Here is an 18,081-nt window from a genome sequence, read left to right as displayed (position 1 = left end):
GTTTTTGTACTCTTAAAAATTGAGTAACGGTAAAACCTGCTATGCTGTTAAATTCAGTTTTAAACTGTTTTTGTACTCTTAAAAATTGAGTAACGGTAAAACTAGATGATAACGGGAAGATCATCACCAAAAGTTTTTGTACTCTTAAAAATTGAGTAACAAGCAACTCTTCGATAATATCCTTCTTGGTACTTGTAATAAAATTTTCAAATTACTTAAAAAATATTTCTATATACTATGAGCTTTGGAGTTTGGAAATAAGTAATTGGTTACCACTTTTCTTGTCATAATCTTTCATAATGGTTACAATTAGATTAGAAAAAAATGAGGTTGCGAAAGGAAGGTGTGGCAAGTGAAGCGGATATTTTGGATAATGGGCACATTACTAATTTTAGCAAGCGGGGCTTGTGGCTATTTTTTATATCAAAATCAACAACTTTACCATCATTCATTAGAGCAGGCGGAAGAAGCGATTGTAAAAAAAGATTACCGAAATGCTGCTATTCATGTGGAACGGGCATTATTCCTGAAAAAAGGTTCAAAAGAAGCATTGGCCTACAAGCAACAGTTAGAACCGGCAATGGTCCTTAGTGAGGACAGTGACATGGATTTGGCGTTTATAAACCAACAGGTTAAGAAAATTTTGAAGATTCCTCAAGGTTCAGCTGAGTTAAAAGCACACGCACGTACTTGGCAAGAAGAAGTTACAAAGTTGAATGATGAGAAAAAGGAATGGCAAAATAATTTAACAGAACTAAAGATGGCATTACAGCAAAATAATCTTGTTAAAGCAGAAACTGAACTTGAAAGTTTAAATAAGGCGGATGATGGCGCGCAATATCTGACAGAAATTTGCGAGCAACGTGATACTTTAGCTTTAGAGTTCGAGATGATCATCACTAAGCAAGGTGAATTGTTGCAAAAGGATTTGGATAAGGCTAAAGAATTGCTTACGTTAGGAAATTATGAAGAAGCAGCTAGCATTATTACTCCTATCGCAACTAAAGAAAACGCCAAAGCTTTAGCAGATGTCCAACTTGAGGCTAAAAAGTTATATGGAATCATCCAGCAACATGAAGAAATTGAAAAAGCAATGTAATATGCTATCTCCTAAATGTAGAAAAGACAGAAATGTTTTTTTCTACATTTTTTTATGCTAATTTGTTCATAGTTCGTGCTCTTTTGTATCCCAGTAAAAAGTGGGGAAACAACCTTAACATAAACAGTTTGGTTTTCTTTCTTGTGATTCGTGAGTAAAATGAAAGAAGAGTTAGCTTCTTTACTAAAAGTCTTGCTGAAGGCATCGGCTGGACAAAAAACAAATACTATATTCTTCAAAAAGATTTTATTGCGAATTTGTAAATGAAAGAAGGTGTTTCGATGAAAACAAAAGGTATCTTATTTATAATAAGTAAGGAACAATTAAAGCCAAATCTTCATCATGTAGCCAATGAAGTAGCGGAACAGCTTTCTGTCCCGTTTAAGATTTATTTTTTTAAAGAAGAAAATAGACTTGAAGAAGATATTTTAGAGCTGATTGCAAAAGGGTGTCATGAAATTATTTTCTTACCGGTTTCGTTGTTTTCATCAACGGAGATTCGTGAAACTTTGCCCAAGCGGATAAGTGCAATTTTAGCGCAAAGAACAACTGTTACGCCAACTTTTTTGAAGCCTCTGGGTAGCACGCATGCCATTTTACATTTTTTAGCTGCACAATTAGCGCAGCAAGCAAATCTTTTACCCCAAGCTGTTTTATTAATCGCCCAGGCTAATTTGAATGATGCTGCTATTTATGACGAATTAAAAGATTTGGCCCAAAAATTAACCATTATTTCGGGTCGTAAAGTCTATTTTGCGAGTGTCTCTGGTGATTTTTCTTATCACTCAGTTATAGCTCAACTAAAATTCCCACTACTTGTTCAACCACTTTTAATAGATACTACTTTAGCAAGAAAAATTACCAGTGAAATTGGTACATTGCGAGGACAACAAGATACTATTTTACCTTCTTTAGGGGAAAGTCAGGTATTAAAAAAGGCCCTGTGGGAACGATTAAAAGAAGTTGGTGGCATTAAAAGTAGCCCCTAATAAGAGCAGAGTATTTTTAAGGTCCAGGAGATTAAATGAAAGATTGCTTTGATAACCTCATACTTGGATAGTAAAAGGTATCAGTAATTGTTAGAATTTTCTTGACAATGTAAAGTAAGCTGGATACAATAAGTGCAATAATTAAAAGTGATGATAAGAAATAGTAAGTAAAAATAAGATGACAGGAAGTTGCCGGTAACTGAGAGGCGCGAGATTATTTTTACTGAATTCCTCTTTGAACTTCGCACCGAAAAAAGTAGGCTGCGACGGATGGTGTGCCTTCGTTAAATGGGCCAGGGTATAAGTATTTTTTGTACCTGATGAGGTAGTTTTGCGCGAGCAGACTATAAAAAAAGGTGGTAACACGAGTCTATTTCAGACCCCGTCCTTTCTGAGGAAAGGACAGGGTCTTTTTCTTTTATTGCGAAAATAAAAATTAAAAGGGGTAGATGAAGATGTTTAAAGCAATTAGTAAAAAAATTAATGCAGAATCCGTTAAATCTTTGGCCAAATTATCTGAAGCTGAAGCTGCACAGAAAAAAGCACGCGATTTGGAATTGGAAAAAATTATTACTGGTGAAGATGAACGTATTTTATTGATCATTGGCCCTTGTTCTGCCCATGAAGAAGAAGCAGTGATGGAATATGCTCGTCGTTTGGCAAAACTTCAAGCAGAAGTGGGAGACAAAGTTTTCATGGTGCCTCGTATTTATACCAATAAGCCCCGCACCAATGGGGATGGTTACAAGGGATTATTGCATCAGCAAAATCCGAACGGTGAAAGTAACTTAGTTCGTGGTATCGTATCAGTACGTAAATTACACAAACGGGTTTTAACGGAAACGGGTTTAACGACTGCTGATGAAATGCTCTATCCTGAAAATCTGGAATTTGTCGAAGATTTGGTAAGCTACATTGCCGTAGGGGCTCGTTCAGTAGAAGATCAGCAACATCGTTTTGTTGCCAGTGGTATTGATCAGCCTACCGGTATGAAAAATCCGACCAGTGGTAACTTAACAGTTTTATTTAATTCTTTATATGCCGCACAGCAAAAACAAGAGTTCATCTATAACGGTGCCGAAGTCGAATCTTCTTCTAATCCATTAGCGCATGTGGTGTTACGAGGTGGATTAAATGAAGTAGGCAAAAATATTCCCAACTATCATTACGAAGATTTACTGGAAGTTACTTCGCGTTATGAAGAGGGGAATTTTAAAAATCCATTTGTTGTGGTTGATACAAACCACGATAATTCTGGTAAAAAATATTTAGAACAAGTTCGAATTGTCAAAGAAACTTTGGAAAACCGTAATTACAACGAAAAAATCAAAAAAATGGTGCGTGGCTTTATGATTGAAAGTTTTATTGAAGATGGACGTCAAGAACCCGACGGCACTGTTTTTGGAAAATCTATTACGGATCCTTGTCTTGGTTGGGAAAAAACAGAGGAACTGGTGCGCTACATCGCCGAACATGCGTAAGTAATTTGTTAAGATTTATAAGTAATAAAAAGATTTTTTGATAGAAATAAAATAACTTTAGATAAAATGTGATTTTTATCTAAGGTTATTCTTTTGCCTAAAAATGGTGTATTCATGCTTGTTTAAATTTATGTTATTATTTTATTAGGATAAAAAAGCGGATTAAAAGAACGTTTTTAGTATTTGTCAAACACGCTAAAAAAGAAATGACAGCGGTAATAATTTGAATTTTCAGAAATTAAAAACATTTAAAATGGCGGTCTATCAAGGTATTGATGTAAAAGCAACTTTAATGCTTATTTCAATTATCTAAAAAAAATTACAAAAGAAACGTATGATTTTTGACTAGAATAACTTATAATATTGTTATCGTATAAAGAGAGGATAGAGATATGAAGAACAGTAAGAAACGTGATTTAACAAAAATGCGAACGCCTCACACTTATGTCATTATTTTTATGGTTGTTATTGCGGCGTGGCTATTGACCTTTATTGTACCAGCCGGAAAATTTTCCACTACAGAAGTTGAGTACAAAGATGCCAATGGTGAAGTGGCAACACGGACGGTCTTAGAACAAGATACCTTCCGTTATGATTATCCGCTAAATAAAGAGTTTGTCTTTGATAAGCTTGAAAATTTGGCGCAAGATCAAAAAGAGCTTGATGAATTAGATGTTAACAAAGAAGATGTCCAAGGAGTCTTAAAAGAAGGTGAAAATAAGCTTTCTCAAGAAACACTCGATGGCATTAATCTGACGGATGATACACTGTATAAATTATATGGTGATAAAATTTATGATAAGTCAGAGAAATTACACAAGACGGCCAAAATTTGGGGTACAGATGATTTTAATGGCTTTGGCTTTTTAAACTTTGTTTTTGAAGGTTTAGTTTCCGGGGATAAATATGGCTCCGCAGTCGGGATTGTCGCATTAATCCTAGTCGTTGGTGGCGCTTTTGGAATTATCATGCGTACAGGCGCAATTGACGCGGGGATTTTTGCTTTTATTTCTAAAACTCGTGGTTTAGAGCGTTTAGCGATTCCGCTATTATTCTTTGCTTTTTCATTTGGTGGTGCTACTTTTGGGATGGCCGAAGAAGTTATTCCATTTTCAATGGTCATGGTGCCTTTTGTAATAGCGCTGGGATATGACTCCATTGTCGCAGTTACGGTTACTTACGTTGCTTCTCAGGTAGGGAATGCGGCATCGTGGATGAGTCCATTTAGTGTTGCGGTGGCCCAAGGGATTGCGGGGATTCCAGTCTTATCAGGTGCAACCTTCCGTTTGGTGATGTGGTTTGTGATTACGGCACTTTCTGCTTTATACTTATCCATTTACGCAGAACGTATCCGTAAGAACCCAATGAAATCAGAAGTTTACGAATCAGATGCACACTTTAGAGATCAAATTCAAAAAACTACCGATGAAAAGAAACCTTTCTTACTTGGTCATAAATTGATCTTAATTGAAATGTTAGCAGTTTTAATCTGGATTATTTGGGGAGTAACCCAAAAAGGCTATTACATTCCAGAAATTGCTTCTCAATTCTTTGTAATGGGCTTAGCAGCCGGCGTTATTGCGGTACTGTTCAAACTAGACGATATGGGGTGGAATGATATTGCCAAAAGTTTCCAAGGCGGTGCAGCTGATTTAGCTGGCACGGCGATTGTAGTTGGGATGGCAAAAGGAATTTTACTTGTTCTAGGTGGTTCAGATGCCAATATGCCATCTGCTTTAAATACTATGCTCCATAGTGTTGGTGGATTATTAAGTGGTGTACCGGCAATGGTTGGTGCGTGGGCAATGTATATTTTCCAAAGTCTATTCAACTTAGTCGTTACTTCAAATTCTGGACAAGCTGCGTTAACAATGCCGATTATGGCTCCTCTTGCCGATCTTGTGGGCGTTTCACGTCAAGTAGCAGTTTTGGCTTACCAATTAGGGGCTGGATTCGTCGATGCCTTTACACCGGTTTCAGCAAGCTTAATCGGGGTTTTAGGTGTAGCACATATCGAGTGGGCAAAATGGGCGAAGTTCCAAATTAAGATGCAGGGCTTCTTCTTTATTTTAGGTTCAATCTTCATCATTGCAGCCATTGCAGTTGGCTTACAGTAACGATTTAACTTCCTCTTTTTAGAGGGAGTTTTTTTATTATCTTGTTGACCTGCTATTGTAAAGGTAGAAAAGGTAACGAGAATCATTTGAAAAAATTAGGAAGTTGATTAGAAATATTGAGGTGGTGTGTTATTTATTTGCCTGCGTGGTATGATTAGCATAGATTTTTTATTTGAGGAGGATCACAATGAATAAAGAAGAAATGAATATGTTAGGGTTTCAAATTGTAGCGTATGCAGGAGATGCCCGGAGTTCCCTTTTAAAACTTATCCGAGAAGTTCGCAATGGTGAATTTCAAAATGTCGAAACATTATTAGCCGATGCTGATACTAGCTTGAAGCAGGCACACAATGCACAAACTGAAGTGTTAGCAAAAGAAGCGGGTGGAGAAGATGTGGAATTAGGATTCATCTTTATTCACGGCCAAGATCACCTGATGACAACAATATTGTTACGAGAATTAGCAGAAGATTTCGTAAATCTGTACCAAGAAAAATACGCGAAATAAAAGGATTAGCTGTCAGATTTTTGACAGCTGTTTTTATTTCCTTTCGATTATCCTATTTTATAAAGGTAAACCTCTTTTGATGGTTATAACTTTTTGTGTGAAATCCTGTATGGGCGCAAGCTATAAAGTAGATGCCAGAAAAGCCAGAGTAGCTTTACTGTTTTTTCGAGTAGGCAAATCTAGGAGAAAGGATAAAAAAACCTGAGTTAGATTTTGAAATCTAACTCAGGTAAATGTAAGTAATTTAGTAGATTAAATAATTTTTTTATTTTTATAGCGTCGGCGGAATAAATTGATATCAATTACTTTATTCACTTTATCTTCTGTTTTTTTTACAGGATCAGATGTTTTCTCCGGATTAATCGGCGTTAGTGGTACTGTCGTTCGATCCGGTGTATTGTAATCATTTTGTATCTCTTCTGTTGGGACTTCATTTTTTTCCTCGGTAATTTGTTTTTCAAAATTGAAATTACCGTCAAAATTCTCAAAAATTTGGCGTTTATTGGAAAGGTGATAGTAAACGATTTCGGGTGGCACGCCAAAACGCGCGGGAATCATGGTCATCCCTATTCCAGTATTCACTGACAAAATCGTATTTTTAGTTGGTAAATACAAACTTTCTGTATAACGTTTGGCACCTTCAGTTTTTATATAGAGATGAGGCAGCCGTATTTGACCACCATGACTGTGTCCGGATAAGACCAAATCGTATTGTGCTAAATTAGTGATTGCTTCAATTTGATCGGGCTGATGGGCTAATAAAATATGCCATTCTGCCAACGTAGAATCAAAATTGTAATGTGGTTTGCCGCTGCTTAAATCATCAATTCCAACAATATTCATCGAAATTTTCGCATCGGATCCAAAAACTTCTTCATTTACCAATGTCGTAAAGCCGGCTTCTTTTAATACTTCTTTAACAAAGTATTGGCCACCATGTTTATAATCATGATTGCCCAAAACTGCGACTTTCCCCATAGGCGCTTTCAAACGTTTTAATTTTTCAATCAGACGGTCGGTCTGTTTTTTAGGCCAGTGTTTGTAATCATCAATCAAATCGCCTGTAAAAACGATAATGTCTGGCTGCATTTCCATCACTGAACGAATAATTTTATTCATCTTACGAGGTTTAAACCAACGCGAAAAATGCATATCGCTAATATGAGCGATGGTGACATCTCCTTCATGAGCAAACATATCGTAAGCGTCAGAAATGTCTAACACCCGCTGTTTATTTTTGCGAATCAGGTAATGCCGTTGTTTCAGCCTACTAGGTTCGATAAGAAATGCATAAAATGCGAGTGCGAGTAAGATGGTGATTATACCTAGAATCAACTGCACAAAACGGCCTCCTTTGGAATTCTGTCAACTAGTATAGAATATAAGATTATGGGGTAAAAAGCAATCGAACATGGGATAAGATTTTGCTAAATTTCGATGATAAATATTTCGTTTTCATTACAAACAAAATAAACGCCTTCCGTATCTTGACAGAGGACGTTTAAAATGATTAAAAGCTGATGATCACTTTATTTTCCGAAGTTTTTTTGAAGAATTTTGACGCAAACGGTTGTTCTTTTTCGGAATAATAAATAACAACATTTCGTAAGGCGTAGTTATGAGAAACCACAAAAGGGAGAGACTAGTGAAACCTTGACGATAAAATTTTTGCAAAATGAAATGCAGTCCGATTAGCCCAAGCAGCAACCCGCCGTTTTTTAACCAAAAGGGATCAAGAGTTGTTAACTTTACAAGTAAGGAAGTTACAAAGGGAAAGGCATAAAAGAAAAATGCCATCAGATTTAGCTGCCAATTACGTTTTAATTCCAGTAAAGACAAGACGAATAAAATGGCCGATAAGATAATTCCGAGTGGCGGGAATAATCCACTTAAAAAAAGATAAACCGCACTATACAAAATCATAAGTGGTCCTCTTATGACGGCTGCGATACCAATCAAGGCAAAAATTAAGAGTAATTGACCGGTAAAACTAAACTTTATTAAGAGGCCAAATAAAGCTAAAAGTAGAAAATGTCCCCAAGTTAAAGTTTGTTCTTTGGTGTACTGCTGATATTTTTGGCGCAAATAATGCGCAAATTGAGGGTAGCGATGGTTAAAATTTTCGATAATTGGTTCCTCCGTTCTGGACGCTCTTCACGATGAATCTTTCTTTGTGAAAAGAGCTGGAGCTATTTTTTGTAATAGTAGTCCATTATCGCTTTTTTAAATAGCGATAATATAGAAAAAATTACAAATAAAAAAGCTACTTTAATTATAAAGAATAGTGCTGTTTTTTAATCAGCCTTAGGGCGGATTTTTGAAAAGTGTGCATACATTTTGTGACGCAATTTTTTGCTTTTTCCAAAGGATAATCGAATTTTTTTGTAAAAGTCTTATTTTGCGGTAGCTTTGCTTTAGACCCAGACAGTTTTGTGCTAAAGTTACTAATGAAACGGCGCCTAGTAAAAGAAAGTATGTCGTTTTCTCTTTTATCTGTTAAACGCTAAATTATTAAAGAAAAATTCCAATTAATTTTTTGCTACTAAGATTTTTGATCAAAATACTTAAGGAAGTGAACCATGTGATTTTTGATTCGCATACACATTTAAACGCAGAACAATTTAATGATGATATCCCTGAAACATTACAACGCGCCCAAGAACTTGGCGTGACAGAAATGGCGGTAGTGGGTTTTGATACCCCAACAATTGAGAAAAGCTTGGTATTAAGCCAAGAATATGCCAATATTTTTAGCATCATTGGTTGGCATCCTACCGAAGCGGGCAGCTATAACAAAGAGATCGAGGATAAACTTCAAGAACAATTAACTTCACCAAAAGTAGTGGCTTTGGGTGAAATCGGCTTGGATTATTATTGGATGGAAGATCCAAAAGATGTGCAAGAAAAAGTATTTCGCCGTCAAATTGCTATTGCTAAAGAAATGCATTTACCCATCAGTATTCATACCCGAGATGCAATTGAAGATACCTACCGGATTTTAAAAGATGAAGGAGTTAAAGACATTGGCGGCATCATGCACAGCTTTAGTGGCAGTGGTGAATGGGCTGAACGCTTTTTAGACTTGGGAATGCATATTTCTTTTAGTGGTGTGGTAACTTTTAAGAAAGCTTTAGATGTCCAAGAAGCAGCAAGGCTTGTCCCCTTAGATCGTCTATTAGTTGAAACCGACGCACCTTATTTAGCCCCTGTGCCTTATCGGGGGAAACGTAATGAACCGGGGTATACTCGTTATGTCGTGGAAAAAATTGCGGAGTTGCGGGAAATGCCGTTTGAAGAAGTCGCTACACTTACTAGGGAAAATGCGCATCGCTTATTTGGAATTACGCAATGAAAAAGCCGGTAATTGATGAAATCATTGTCGTTGAGGGAAAAGACGATACCAGACGCTTGCAAGAAGTCGTGCAGGCAGACACAATTGAAACGATTGGGTCGGCGATTAATGACGCCATTTTGACGCAAATTGAACATGCCCAAGAAACGCGGGGCGTGATTGTGTTTACCGATCCTGATTTTTCTGGAGAAAAAATCCGCAAAAAAATTATGGAAGTAGTTCCGGATGCAAAACACGCATTTTTACCTCGCAAAGAAGCCACGCCCACGCGCAGATACGGTAGTCTTGGGGTAGAACATGCGAGTAATGATGCCATTTTGGAGGCACTAAAAAAAGTGGTGGCCCCAGTAGACAACCAAGAAGAAATTCCATTAATTAGTAGACAAAGTTTAATGAATTATGGTTTAATAGCGGGAGCTTCTGCCAAATTATTGCGGGAAAAATTAGGCGATAAGTTGCGCATCGGTTATACAAATAGCAAGCAATTGACTAAGCGGTTGGCTATGTTTCGTATTACCGCTGACGAATTAGACACAGCGATGCAGGAAATCAAAAAAGAGCTGGAGGATGACCTTGAAAGACACACGTGATATTGCAACCCCTTCAAAAACCAAAGAAATTTTACACAAACACGGCTTTACTTTCAAAAAAAGTTTAGGTCAAAATTTTTTAACGGAACCAAACGTTTTACGTAAAATTGTGGCAACTGCTGAGATAGATGAGGCAACAAACGTCATCGAAGTTGGGCCTGGGATTGGGGCTTTGACAGAACAATTGGCCAAATCAGCCAAAGAAGTTTTAGCATTTGAAATTGACGATCGCTTAATTCCGGTTTTAGCAGATACTTTACATGCCTATAAAAATGTCAAGGTCATTCATCAAGATGTCTTAAAAGCTGATTTAACGACATTAACAGCCGAAAATTTTACGGATAATACGTTACCTTTAAAAGTTGTAGCGAATTTACCTTATTACATCACCACTCCAATTATGATGCACTTTTTAGAAAGTGATTTACCGGTAGCTGAGATGGTTGTGATGATGCAAAAAGAAGTTGCGGATCGAATTTCAGCAGAGCCTGGCACCAAAGCATATGGTTCTTTATCCATTGCAGTCCAATATTTTATGGAAGCAAAATTAGCTTTTATCGTTCCGAAAACTGTATTTGTTCCCCAACCGAATGTTGACTCTGCCATTTTAAAATTGACCAGACGTAGCCAGCCTGCAGTCAACGTATTAAATGAAAAAGAATTCTTTAGATTAACTAAAGCCTCTTTTCAGTTGCGGCGAAAAACATTGTGGAATAATTTACTCCATGCTTATGGCAAAGATGATGCCACTAAGCTTTGGCTGACAAAAAGCTTGGCACAAGCGGACATTGATCCTAAACGGCGGGGTGAGACCTTGTCATTAAGTGAATTTGCCGCTTTGAGTAATGCCATGATGACTATTACAAAATAGAACACTGACAGCTTTCTACGAAATTGGTGGAAAGCTGTTTTTTAGGTAAGGGGATTTTATGATTTTCACAAGGGATAAGAAGGCTATACGGCAGGTTATATGTCTGGCGTAACGAACGTTTTAGGGCAATAAGCTGAAATTTCAAGATAATTGCCGAGTAGTTTATCAAAAATTTGTCTTGTTGCTTGAGAGATAAAGGCGTACGTTCAGCTTTTTTATCAGAATAACAAGCAAACGATTATTGTTAAAAATTAAAAGGTGAAGGAAAGAAAGGGCCTATTAGACTGTAATTGTAATAGAGATGAAATTTTTCATTCCTTTTTCTTGAAAAATAGAATATATGTCTTGACACCTAAAATGATTCCCTCTAAAATAAGGAAGACTTAAGTGTCTTGACACATCGTGCGAGATCAAAATAAACGTCAGGTTTTTCAAGGAGGAAAAAATGAGAAATAATTCTGTGCGACATCTAACCATTGCAGCATTATTAATTGGGTTGGGGATTATGATACCAATGGTCATGCCAAAAATTGTGATTGGTCCGGCATCCTTTACATTAGCCAGTCACGTACCTTTATTTATTGCCATGTTCCTTTCACCAGCAGTTGCTATTGCAGTAGCATTAGGAACTACATTTGGCTTTTTAGTTTCAGGCTTGCCAGTGATTATTGCTTTACGCGCATTAACGCACGTTATTTTTGCGACAATTGGAGCACTTTATTTACAAAAAAATCCACAAATCGTTCTACAAAATGGCCAGTTTACGTTGGGAAATATGCGTTTTCAAATGTATAATCTCGTATTAGGGTTAATTCATGCGGCGGCTGAAGTAGTTGTCGTTTTAGCCTTTAACATGATTAACTTAGGAACGCCAGGAACTTATGATGGCGGCGTCTTTTATTTCTATTTTGTCTTATTAGGTTTTGGTGGTGTGGTTCACAGCTTAGTAGATTATAATATTGCTTACTTTGTAGCGGGCACATTAAGTAAACATTTTGATATTCCAGTTTTCACAAAAGCAATGCAGTTGCAAAAAAAAGTAGCTGGTAAAGTGAAAACAGTAGCTTAAAAAAGTTCAAAAAAAAAATCCTGTCGTAATTTACGACAGGATTTTTTTATCTTCTGTGTTTCAATCAGCTATAAGAAATAGGGAAAGCTGACAATGAAAAAGTCAAAATAACTTATTTCAAGAGTTGTAAACGGTTGGAACCTTAACGTTCGTTTTAAAATTTGAAAGAGGTAAGACCGTTAACTTGTTGGTAGGTATGATTCGTGCTATATTTTAGGCGTAGTTGTAACAAACTACAAATATGACAGAGTAGGAAATAAAGCGTTAAGTGTCTGAGGGATGGGATGTTGCCCTTGGGACGAAGAATTATTTTATAATTCGCGGTTTTATTTTCGCATTCGCTGCATTATTTTTATGCGGCAGCTCTATTAAGGAGATGCTGAAGTTATGAAAAGAAAAGTCGACGCGTATATGATTGCAATCATGGCAATGTTAATTGCTTTGATGGTAGTATTGTCGCAAGTTTTTGGGTTTGAAACCCAGTTGTTAAAAATCACGTTTAGCTTTGTGCCAGAAGTGGTAATGGCAACTTTATTTGGTCCTTTTTGGACTGGGGTAGGTGCGGTAATTGCGGATGTGATTGGCAATACTTTATTGGCTAAAGCCCCATTTTTTATTGGTTTTACCTTTAATGCCTTTTTAGGTGGACTAATTTACGGTTTTTTCTTTTACAAAAAAGAAATTACACTAAAAAATTCGCTAATGTGCGTAATTGTCAATACAGTGGTCTTTAGCTTTTGCTTAACTCCATTGTGGTTGTCTTTGATGTACGGGATTGATTTAACCAATCCTGGTTTGTGGACAACGCGCTTGATTAAAGCGGCCATTATGATTCCGCTAGAAACGATGATTATTTATATTGTAGGGCGCGCTTTGCCTTACCGCCGGTTGGCAAAACGCCTACATTCTAATTAAATACTCAAGTCCTCCATCCCAGGACGTAAGTAACCGCAAGAGTTGGCTTTTTGCTAATTCTTGTGGTTTTTTTGGCGTGGTTTGTAATCTCTCGTGGTAGAATAAGGGGAAGATAAATTCATAGTTCGTGTGTGTCTAGGAGGAAAAAATGAAAAAGTTTTTAATTATTCTTTTAACAGCAATTATTTTAGTTTTGGGAGGATTTTTTATTTTAAATTTATTTTTTGGTTTTACCGATTCCCAAACCAATGAAAAAGAGACTGTTCAGTCGGTTTCAAGTGAAACAAAGGAAACGACCACTGCCAGTAGTGAGGAGTTTGATAGCGTGCAAGATACATTGAAAAAAATGACTTTAGAAGAAAAAGTTGGTCAATTATTTTTTGTCCGGGTACCAGAAGCAAATCAGGTAGAAGATATTGCAACTTACCATTTAGGCGGCTACGTTCTTTTTGGGCGTGATATGGAAAATGAAACCAAAGAAAGTTTAACAGACAAAATAAAAAGTTACCAAGATGCTAGTAAAATTCCTTTACTGATTGGTTCTGATGAAGAAGGTGGAACTGTTACCCGGGTCAGTCAGAATCCCAATTTAGTAGCGGCACCTTTTGCTTCGCCGCAAGCTCTTTATGCAGCCGGTGGTTTTGCAGCCATCAAATCAGATACCCTCAATAAAGCAAAAATTTTACATGAATTTGGAATTAATACAGGCTTGTTTCCCATCGCCGATGTGGCAACAGACCCCAATGCCTTTATTTATGATCGTACAATTGGTTTGGATGAAGCAGGTACAAGTGAATATGTTACTACTGTGGTAAAAGCGTTGGCCGCTGAAAAAAGTGGCTCGACATTAAAACATTTTCCCGGGTATGGGAACAATCGCGATTCACATGTTGAAATTGTACGGGATACGCGTAGTTTAAAGGAATTACGTCACACAGACTTTAAACCTTTTAAAGCTGGTATTAAAGCCGGCGCAGATAGTGTCTTAGTCTCTCATAACATTGTGGATAGCCTTGATCAAACTAAGCCGGCATCTATTTCTAAGCCAGTTCATGATGTTTTACGCAATGAATTGGGCTTTAAAGGTGTTATCATGACCGATGATATGGATATGGCAGGATTAGCAGATTTTATTTCTCAAGCGGATGCAGGGCTAGCGGCATTACAAGCGGGTAATGATCTGATCATGTCTTCTAGCTATCAGGTCCAAATTCCTAGAATTTTATCTGCCATAAAAGCCGGCGAGTATTCAGAAGAAGAATTGGATAATGCGGTCACACGAGTTTTGACTTGGAAAAAAGAATTGGGTTTATTACAATAAAAACAAACACCGTTGCAATTTAGTCTTGATTGCAGCGGTGTTTATTTTTGCAGTAGATAAGCTATTTCAAGTTAGGATTGCTCAAACTGTGCATGGTAAAGTTCGGCATAATAGCCATTTTGAGCTAGTAGACTCTCGTGAGTTCCTTGTTCAACGATTTGACCTTGATCCATTACGAGAATTTTATCAGCGGCTTGAATGGTAGCGAGCCGGTGGGCAATAACAAAGCTGGTTTTTCCTTTCATCATCGCCAAAAAGGCGGCTTGGATTTTGCGTTCGGTCAATGTATCGACTGAACTGGTGGCTTCGTCTAAAATAAGCAGATGGGGCTGTGAGATCATAGTGCGAGCAATGGATAACAGCTGTCTTTGCCCAGCAGAGATTTTCACGCCACTTGTCCCAATAATAGTGTTGAGTTTTTGTGGTAACCGGGTAACATAATCGTACATATAGGTTTTCTTTAAGGCATCATAAATTAGTTTCTCACTCGCTGCAGGATTGCCATAAGTGAGATTTTCACGCAAACTCGCATCAAAAAGCCATGTGTCTTGTAAAACCATACCAAAACTTTGCCGCAAACTATCGCGAGTTAATTGGCGAATATCATAACCATCCAATGTGATTTTTCCTGCATCGACTTCGTAAAAACGCATTAAGAGATTGACTAAGGTGGATTTTCCGGCACCGGTTTTTCCGACTATTGCGACGGTTTCCCCAGGTGTCGTTTTAAAATTGAAGTCACGAATTAATAGTTGCCCTTTGGTATAACTAAAATCAACATGTTCAAAAGAAACGGCGCCTTTGACCTTGGTTAAAGTGATAGCGTCAGGAGCATCTGGCGTTTCAACTTTTTGATCCAAAATTTCAAAAGTACGGTTCAAACCGGCAATCGCTGTTTGAATTTGCGTGGTTATACCGGAAAGTTCAATAAAAGGCTTGGTAAATTGGCTTGCATAAATGGTGAAACTCGAAATTACCCCAATTGTTACCAATTCGCTGCCGTTTAAAACTAATAATCCGCCCACAAAACCGACGGCCAAGTAAGCTAAGTGATCGACAAAACGGGACATAGGATTAGTTAAAGAAGAAGAAAATTGTGCTTTTTGCCCCCTTACGTTTAATTCTTGATTAAGAACTTCAAATTTTGTTTGATTGACTGCTTCTTGCTGAAAAGCTTTAACGATTTTTTGATTGCCCACCATTTCAGTGACAAAACCAGAAATTTCTCCGACGATTTCTTGTTGCCGGGCAAAGTTAGCTTGTGAGCGCGTCGCAACTAGCCAACTAACAAAAAAGATTATTGGTGTCGCGACTAAAACAACGCAAGTTAAGATGATATTTAGGCGCAGCATTACCACCAAAGCGATAAGCACCACCGCCACGCCGGAAAAAACTTGATTAAAAACTGCCGCCACAGCAATGGCAATATTGTCCATGTCATTAGTAAAACGACTGATGATATTACCGTGAGGGGTCTGGTCATAATAGCTTAAAGGTAGCTTGTTTAAATGAGTAAAGGCGTCTTTACGTAATTGCCCAGCTGAAAAATAGGCAATTTTATTGGATAAACGTTGAATAAATAACTGACTAAAGACAGTTAGTAAAACGACACTGGCAAAAAGTAATAGAATATGATACAAATGTGCAAAATTCACTTGGTTTTTGCCAAGCATTTGATCAACGGCTTGACCGATTTGGTAAGTAATATAAACACTGGTTCCACCAGCTACTATACCTAAAAGGACAGCAAGTAAAATTTCTTTTTTAAAGGACAAGAGATAAGGATTAAACCGTTTTATTACGGACCAATCAATTTTTTTTGGCTTCATGCTGAGACCTCCTCTTGTGATTGAACGATCGCTTGATATTCTGGGCAAGTCACCATTAGTGCTTCATGAGTTCCAAGCCCCACTTGATTTCCGGTATCTAGTACGAGGATCTGCTGTGCTTCTTGAATCGAGCGAACACGCTGTGAAATAATGATTAAAGTTCCTGCCAGTTCTTTTTGTAACGCTTGCCGTAATTCTAAATCGGTTTTATAATCAAGCGCGCTTAAGGAATCATCTAGAATTAAAATACGCGGTTTGGCAATCACTGCCCGAGCAATGGTCAGACGTTGTTTTTGACCGCCGGAAAAGTTTTTGCCACCTTCAAAAATGGGTGTATTCAACCCCTGCGGTAAGGCCGCAACAAACTCTTTTGCTTGCGCTAATTCAAGGGCATCCCAACACTCTTTGTCGGTGGCATTTTTTTTGCCCCATTGGAGATTTTCTTTAATAGTACCGGTAAATAAGACCGCTGTTTGGGGAACCATCGTGATTTCAGCCCGTAAATTAGTTAAAGGCCAATTCCTTACATCAATGCCATCAACCAATACGCTACCTGCAGCTACATCATAAAACCGAGGAATAAGTTGGGATAAAGCTGATTTTCCGCTGCCGGTAGGACCAATAATTCCCAGTGTCGTGCCAGGGGCAACTTTAAAATCAATATCTTTTAACACAAGACCAAATTGGGGTGCAAAGCGAAAAGAGACATGCTGAAAAGCAATTGCGCCTTTTTGGGTAGCTGTTGCTGTATTCACTGAAGCAGTCGTCACTTCTTGCGTGGAAGTGGGAATACTAGGTGTAGTTTCCAATACCTCATTGACGCGATTAGCAGATGCTGCGGCGCGGGTAAAGATAATTACCAAGTTGGATACGACAATTAAAGCCAACAGCATTTGATTCATATAATTGACTAAGGCTAAAATTTGCCCTTGCTCCAAATGACCGACATTCACTTTAAAACCACCCACATAAAAGAGCACCAAAATACCAATATTCATGATAAAAGTTGTAGCGGGGGTTAAAAGAGCCGAGATATTTGTCACGCGCACATATACGTCTGATAAATCATCTGTTCGCTTGGAAAAGCGTTTGATCTCTGTCTTACGTTGTGAAAAAGCGCGAATGACCCGGACACCACTTAAATTTTGACTCACCAGTTCATTAATAACGTCCAGTTTTTGTTGTACTTTTTGATAAAGAGGAACCGTTGTTTTAATAATGAAAAACAAAATAAGACAAAATAGCGGTAATGTGATTAAGAAAATGATACCGGCTTGCCAATCAATGGTAAAGGCCATGATAACTGCACCGATACTTAAAAATGGCGCGCGAACCACCAAACGAATGAGCATAGCCAAGGCCAATTGCAATTGATTAATGTCACTGGTCATACGTGTAATCAGCGTATCTGTCCCAAATAAATTTAATTCCGTATGGGAGAAACTATTAATCTTTTTCAACACTTGATTGCGCAACTCGGTCCCGAAATTTTGTGAAGCCACGGAAGCATAATATTGGCAGATAACTGCACATAAAAGCCCAACAAGGGACATAAGAATCATCCAGCCCGTCATTTGCCAGACAATCTTACTATTGTTCTGTCGAATTCCAGAATCCACTAATTGTGCCATTAAGAGGGGAAGAATCAGTTCAAAAACAGCTTCTAAAAATTTGAAAAAGGGACCTAAGATAATCTGTTTGCGATATTTTTTGGCGTACACAAATAATTTGAACATGGAAAAACTCCTATCTATTTAATAAAAAGTGCTGATAATTTCAAAAATATTCTCGTGAAAATGATATTATTGCACTTAAGCTATCCTAATCTGGCTACTTTTCTTATTGTAACCTAGGAAGGAAATGGAGAAAAGCAGAGGCTTTCATGGAGAAAAGCGAACAAAGTTTGATACAATAGTATTAATTTATAAATGATGTGCAAT

At 37.5% G+C, this 18,081-nt stretch carries 14 protein-coding genes, 1 pseudogene, 1 riboswitch and 1 other annotated feature; of the genes and pseudogenes, 11 read left to right on the top strand and 4 right to left on the bottom strand.

Annotated elements, in window-relative coordinates; genetic code table 11:
* Positions 1 to 352: 352 nt before the first annotated feature.
* From RK01_RS08145 to RK01_RS08125, 5 genes are all read left to right on the top strand, one after another.
* Positions 353 to 1,099, top strand: coding sequence for an oxidoreductase (locus RK01_RS08145; protein ID WP_244874958.1), 747 nt, complete (start codon positions 353 to 355; stop codon positions 1,097 to 1,099).
* Between the two features lie 281 nt (positions 1,100 to 1,380).
* Complete coding sequence (locus RK01_RS08140) at positions 1,381 to 2,088, top strand: sirohydrochlorin chelatase (protein ID WP_016172816.1); 708 nt, start codon at positions 1,381 to 1,383, stop codon at positions 2,086 to 2,088.
* A 141-nt stretch (positions 2,089 to 2,229) separates the two neighbouring features.
* Positions 2,230 to 2,481: a binding site (T-box leader), on the top strand.
* 56 nt (positions 2,482 to 2,537) lie between these two features.
* Positions 2,538 to 3,569, top strand: a complete 1,032-nt coding sequence (locus tag RK01_RS08135; protein ID WP_016172815.1) for a 3-deoxy-7-phosphoheptulonate synthase — start codon at positions 2,538 to 2,540, stop codon at positions 3,567 to 3,569.
* 392 nt (positions 3,570 to 3,961) lie between these two features.
* Complete coding sequence (gene yfcC / locus RK01_RS08130; RefSeq protein WP_016172814.1) at positions 3,962 to 5,686, top strand: putative basic amino acid antiporter YfcC; 1,725 nt, start codon at positions 3,962 to 3,964, stop codon at positions 5,684 to 5,686.
* 187 nt (positions 5,687 to 5,873) lie between these two features.
* Positions 5,874 to 6,194 (top strand): PTS lactose/cellobiose transporter subunit IIA, encoded by a 321-nt coding sequence (locus RK01_RS08125; RefSeq protein ID WP_016172813.1) that lies wholly within the window; start codon positions 5,874 to 5,876, stop codon positions 6,192 to 6,194.
* 489 nt (positions 6,195 to 6,683) lie between these two features.
* On the opposite strand, the pseudogene RK01_RS08120 reads toward RK01_RS08125, so the two are convergent.
* Positions 6,684 to 7,535, bottom strand: a pseudogene (locus tag RK01_RS08120) (metallophosphoesterase); the annotation flags it as partial.
* Between the two features lie 183 nt (positions 7,536 to 7,718).
* Complete coding sequence (locus tag RK01_RS08115) at positions 7,719 to 8,117, bottom strand: hypothetical protein (protein ID WP_051113720.1); 399 nt, start codon at positions 8,115 to 8,117, stop codon at positions 7,719 to 7,721.
* 658 nt (positions 8,118 to 8,775) lie between these two features.
* On the opposite strand from RK01_RS08115, the gene RK01_RS08110 reads away from it, so the two are divergent.
* The 6 genes from RK01_RS08110 to RK01_RS08085 all read left to right on the top strand — a co-directional run bounded on the left by RK01_RS08110 (position 8,776) and on the right by RK01_RS08085 (position 14,312).
* The gene (locus RK01_RS08110) at positions 8,776 to 9,546 is read left to right on the top strand and encodes a TatD family hydrolase (RefSeq protein WP_016172811.1); all 771 of its coding nucleotides are present in this window, start codon (positions 8,776 to 8,778) and stop codon (positions 9,544 to 9,546) included.
* Positions 9,543 to 10,136: a ribonuclease M5 gene (gene rnmV / locus RK01_RS08105; RefSeq protein WP_016172810.1), complete on the top strand. Its 594-nt coding sequence runs from the start codon at positions 9,543 to 9,545 to the stop codon at positions 10,134 to 10,136. The genes RK01_RS08110 and rnmV overlap by 4 nt, the downstream gene beginning before the upstream one ends.
* Positions 10,114 to 11,007, top strand: a complete 894-nt coding sequence (gene rsmA / locus RK01_RS08100) for a 16S rRNA (adenine(1518)-N(6)/adenine(1519)-N(6))-dimethyltransferase RsmA (RefSeq protein ID WP_411161448.1) — start codon at positions 10,114 to 10,116, stop codon at positions 11,005 to 11,007. The genes rnmV and rsmA overlap by 23 nt, the downstream gene beginning before the upstream one ends.
* Positions 11,008 to 11,452: 445 nt before the next feature.
* On the top strand, positions 11,453 to 12,076 hold the full coding sequence (locus tag RK01_RS08095; RefSeq protein ID WP_016172808.1) for a hypothetical protein: 624 nt from the start codon (positions 11,453 to 11,455) through the stop codon (positions 12,074 to 12,076).
* A gap of 243 nt (positions 12,077 to 12,319) precedes the next feature.
* Positions 12,320 to 12,422: riboswitch (THF riboswitch) on the top strand.
* Between the two features lie 41 nt (positions 12,423 to 12,463).
* Positions 12,464 to 12,991: a folate family ECF transporter S component gene (locus RK01_RS08090; protein WP_016172807.1), complete on the top strand. Its 528-nt coding sequence runs from the start codon at positions 12,464 to 12,466 to the stop codon at positions 12,989 to 12,991.
* Between the two features lie 148 nt (positions 12,992 to 13,139).
* Complete coding sequence (locus tag RK01_RS08085) at positions 13,140 to 14,312, top strand: glycoside hydrolase family 3 protein (RefSeq protein WP_016172806.1); 1,173 nt, start codon at positions 13,140 to 13,142, stop codon at positions 14,310 to 14,312.
* Between the two features lie 71 nt (positions 14,313 to 14,383).
* Here the strand turns inward: RK01_RS08085 and RK01_RS08080 are convergent, their stop codons facing one another.
* Positions 14,384 to 16,141, bottom strand: coding sequence for an ABC transporter ATP-binding protein (locus RK01_RS08080; RefSeq protein WP_016172805.1), 1,758 nt, complete (start codon positions 16,139 to 16,141; stop codon positions 14,384 to 14,386).
* A complete protein-coding gene (locus RK01_RS08075) occupies positions 16,138 to 17,877 on the bottom strand; it encodes an ABC transporter ATP-binding protein (RefSeq protein WP_016172804.1) in 1,740 nt (579 codons plus the stop codon). Before RK01_RS08075 ends, RK01_RS08080 begins: the two co-directional genes overlap by 4 nt.
* Positions 17,878 to 18,081: the final 204 nt, after the last annotated feature.

The sequence above is a fragment of the Enterococcus dispar ATCC 51266 genome (assembly GCF_000406945.1).
In the GTDB taxonomy this organism is placed as follows: domain Bacteria; phylum Bacillota; class Bacilli; order Lactobacillales; family Enterococcaceae; genus Enterococcus_C; species Enterococcus_C dispar.
This window is presented reverse-complemented; position numbering and strand designations above follow the sequence as displayed.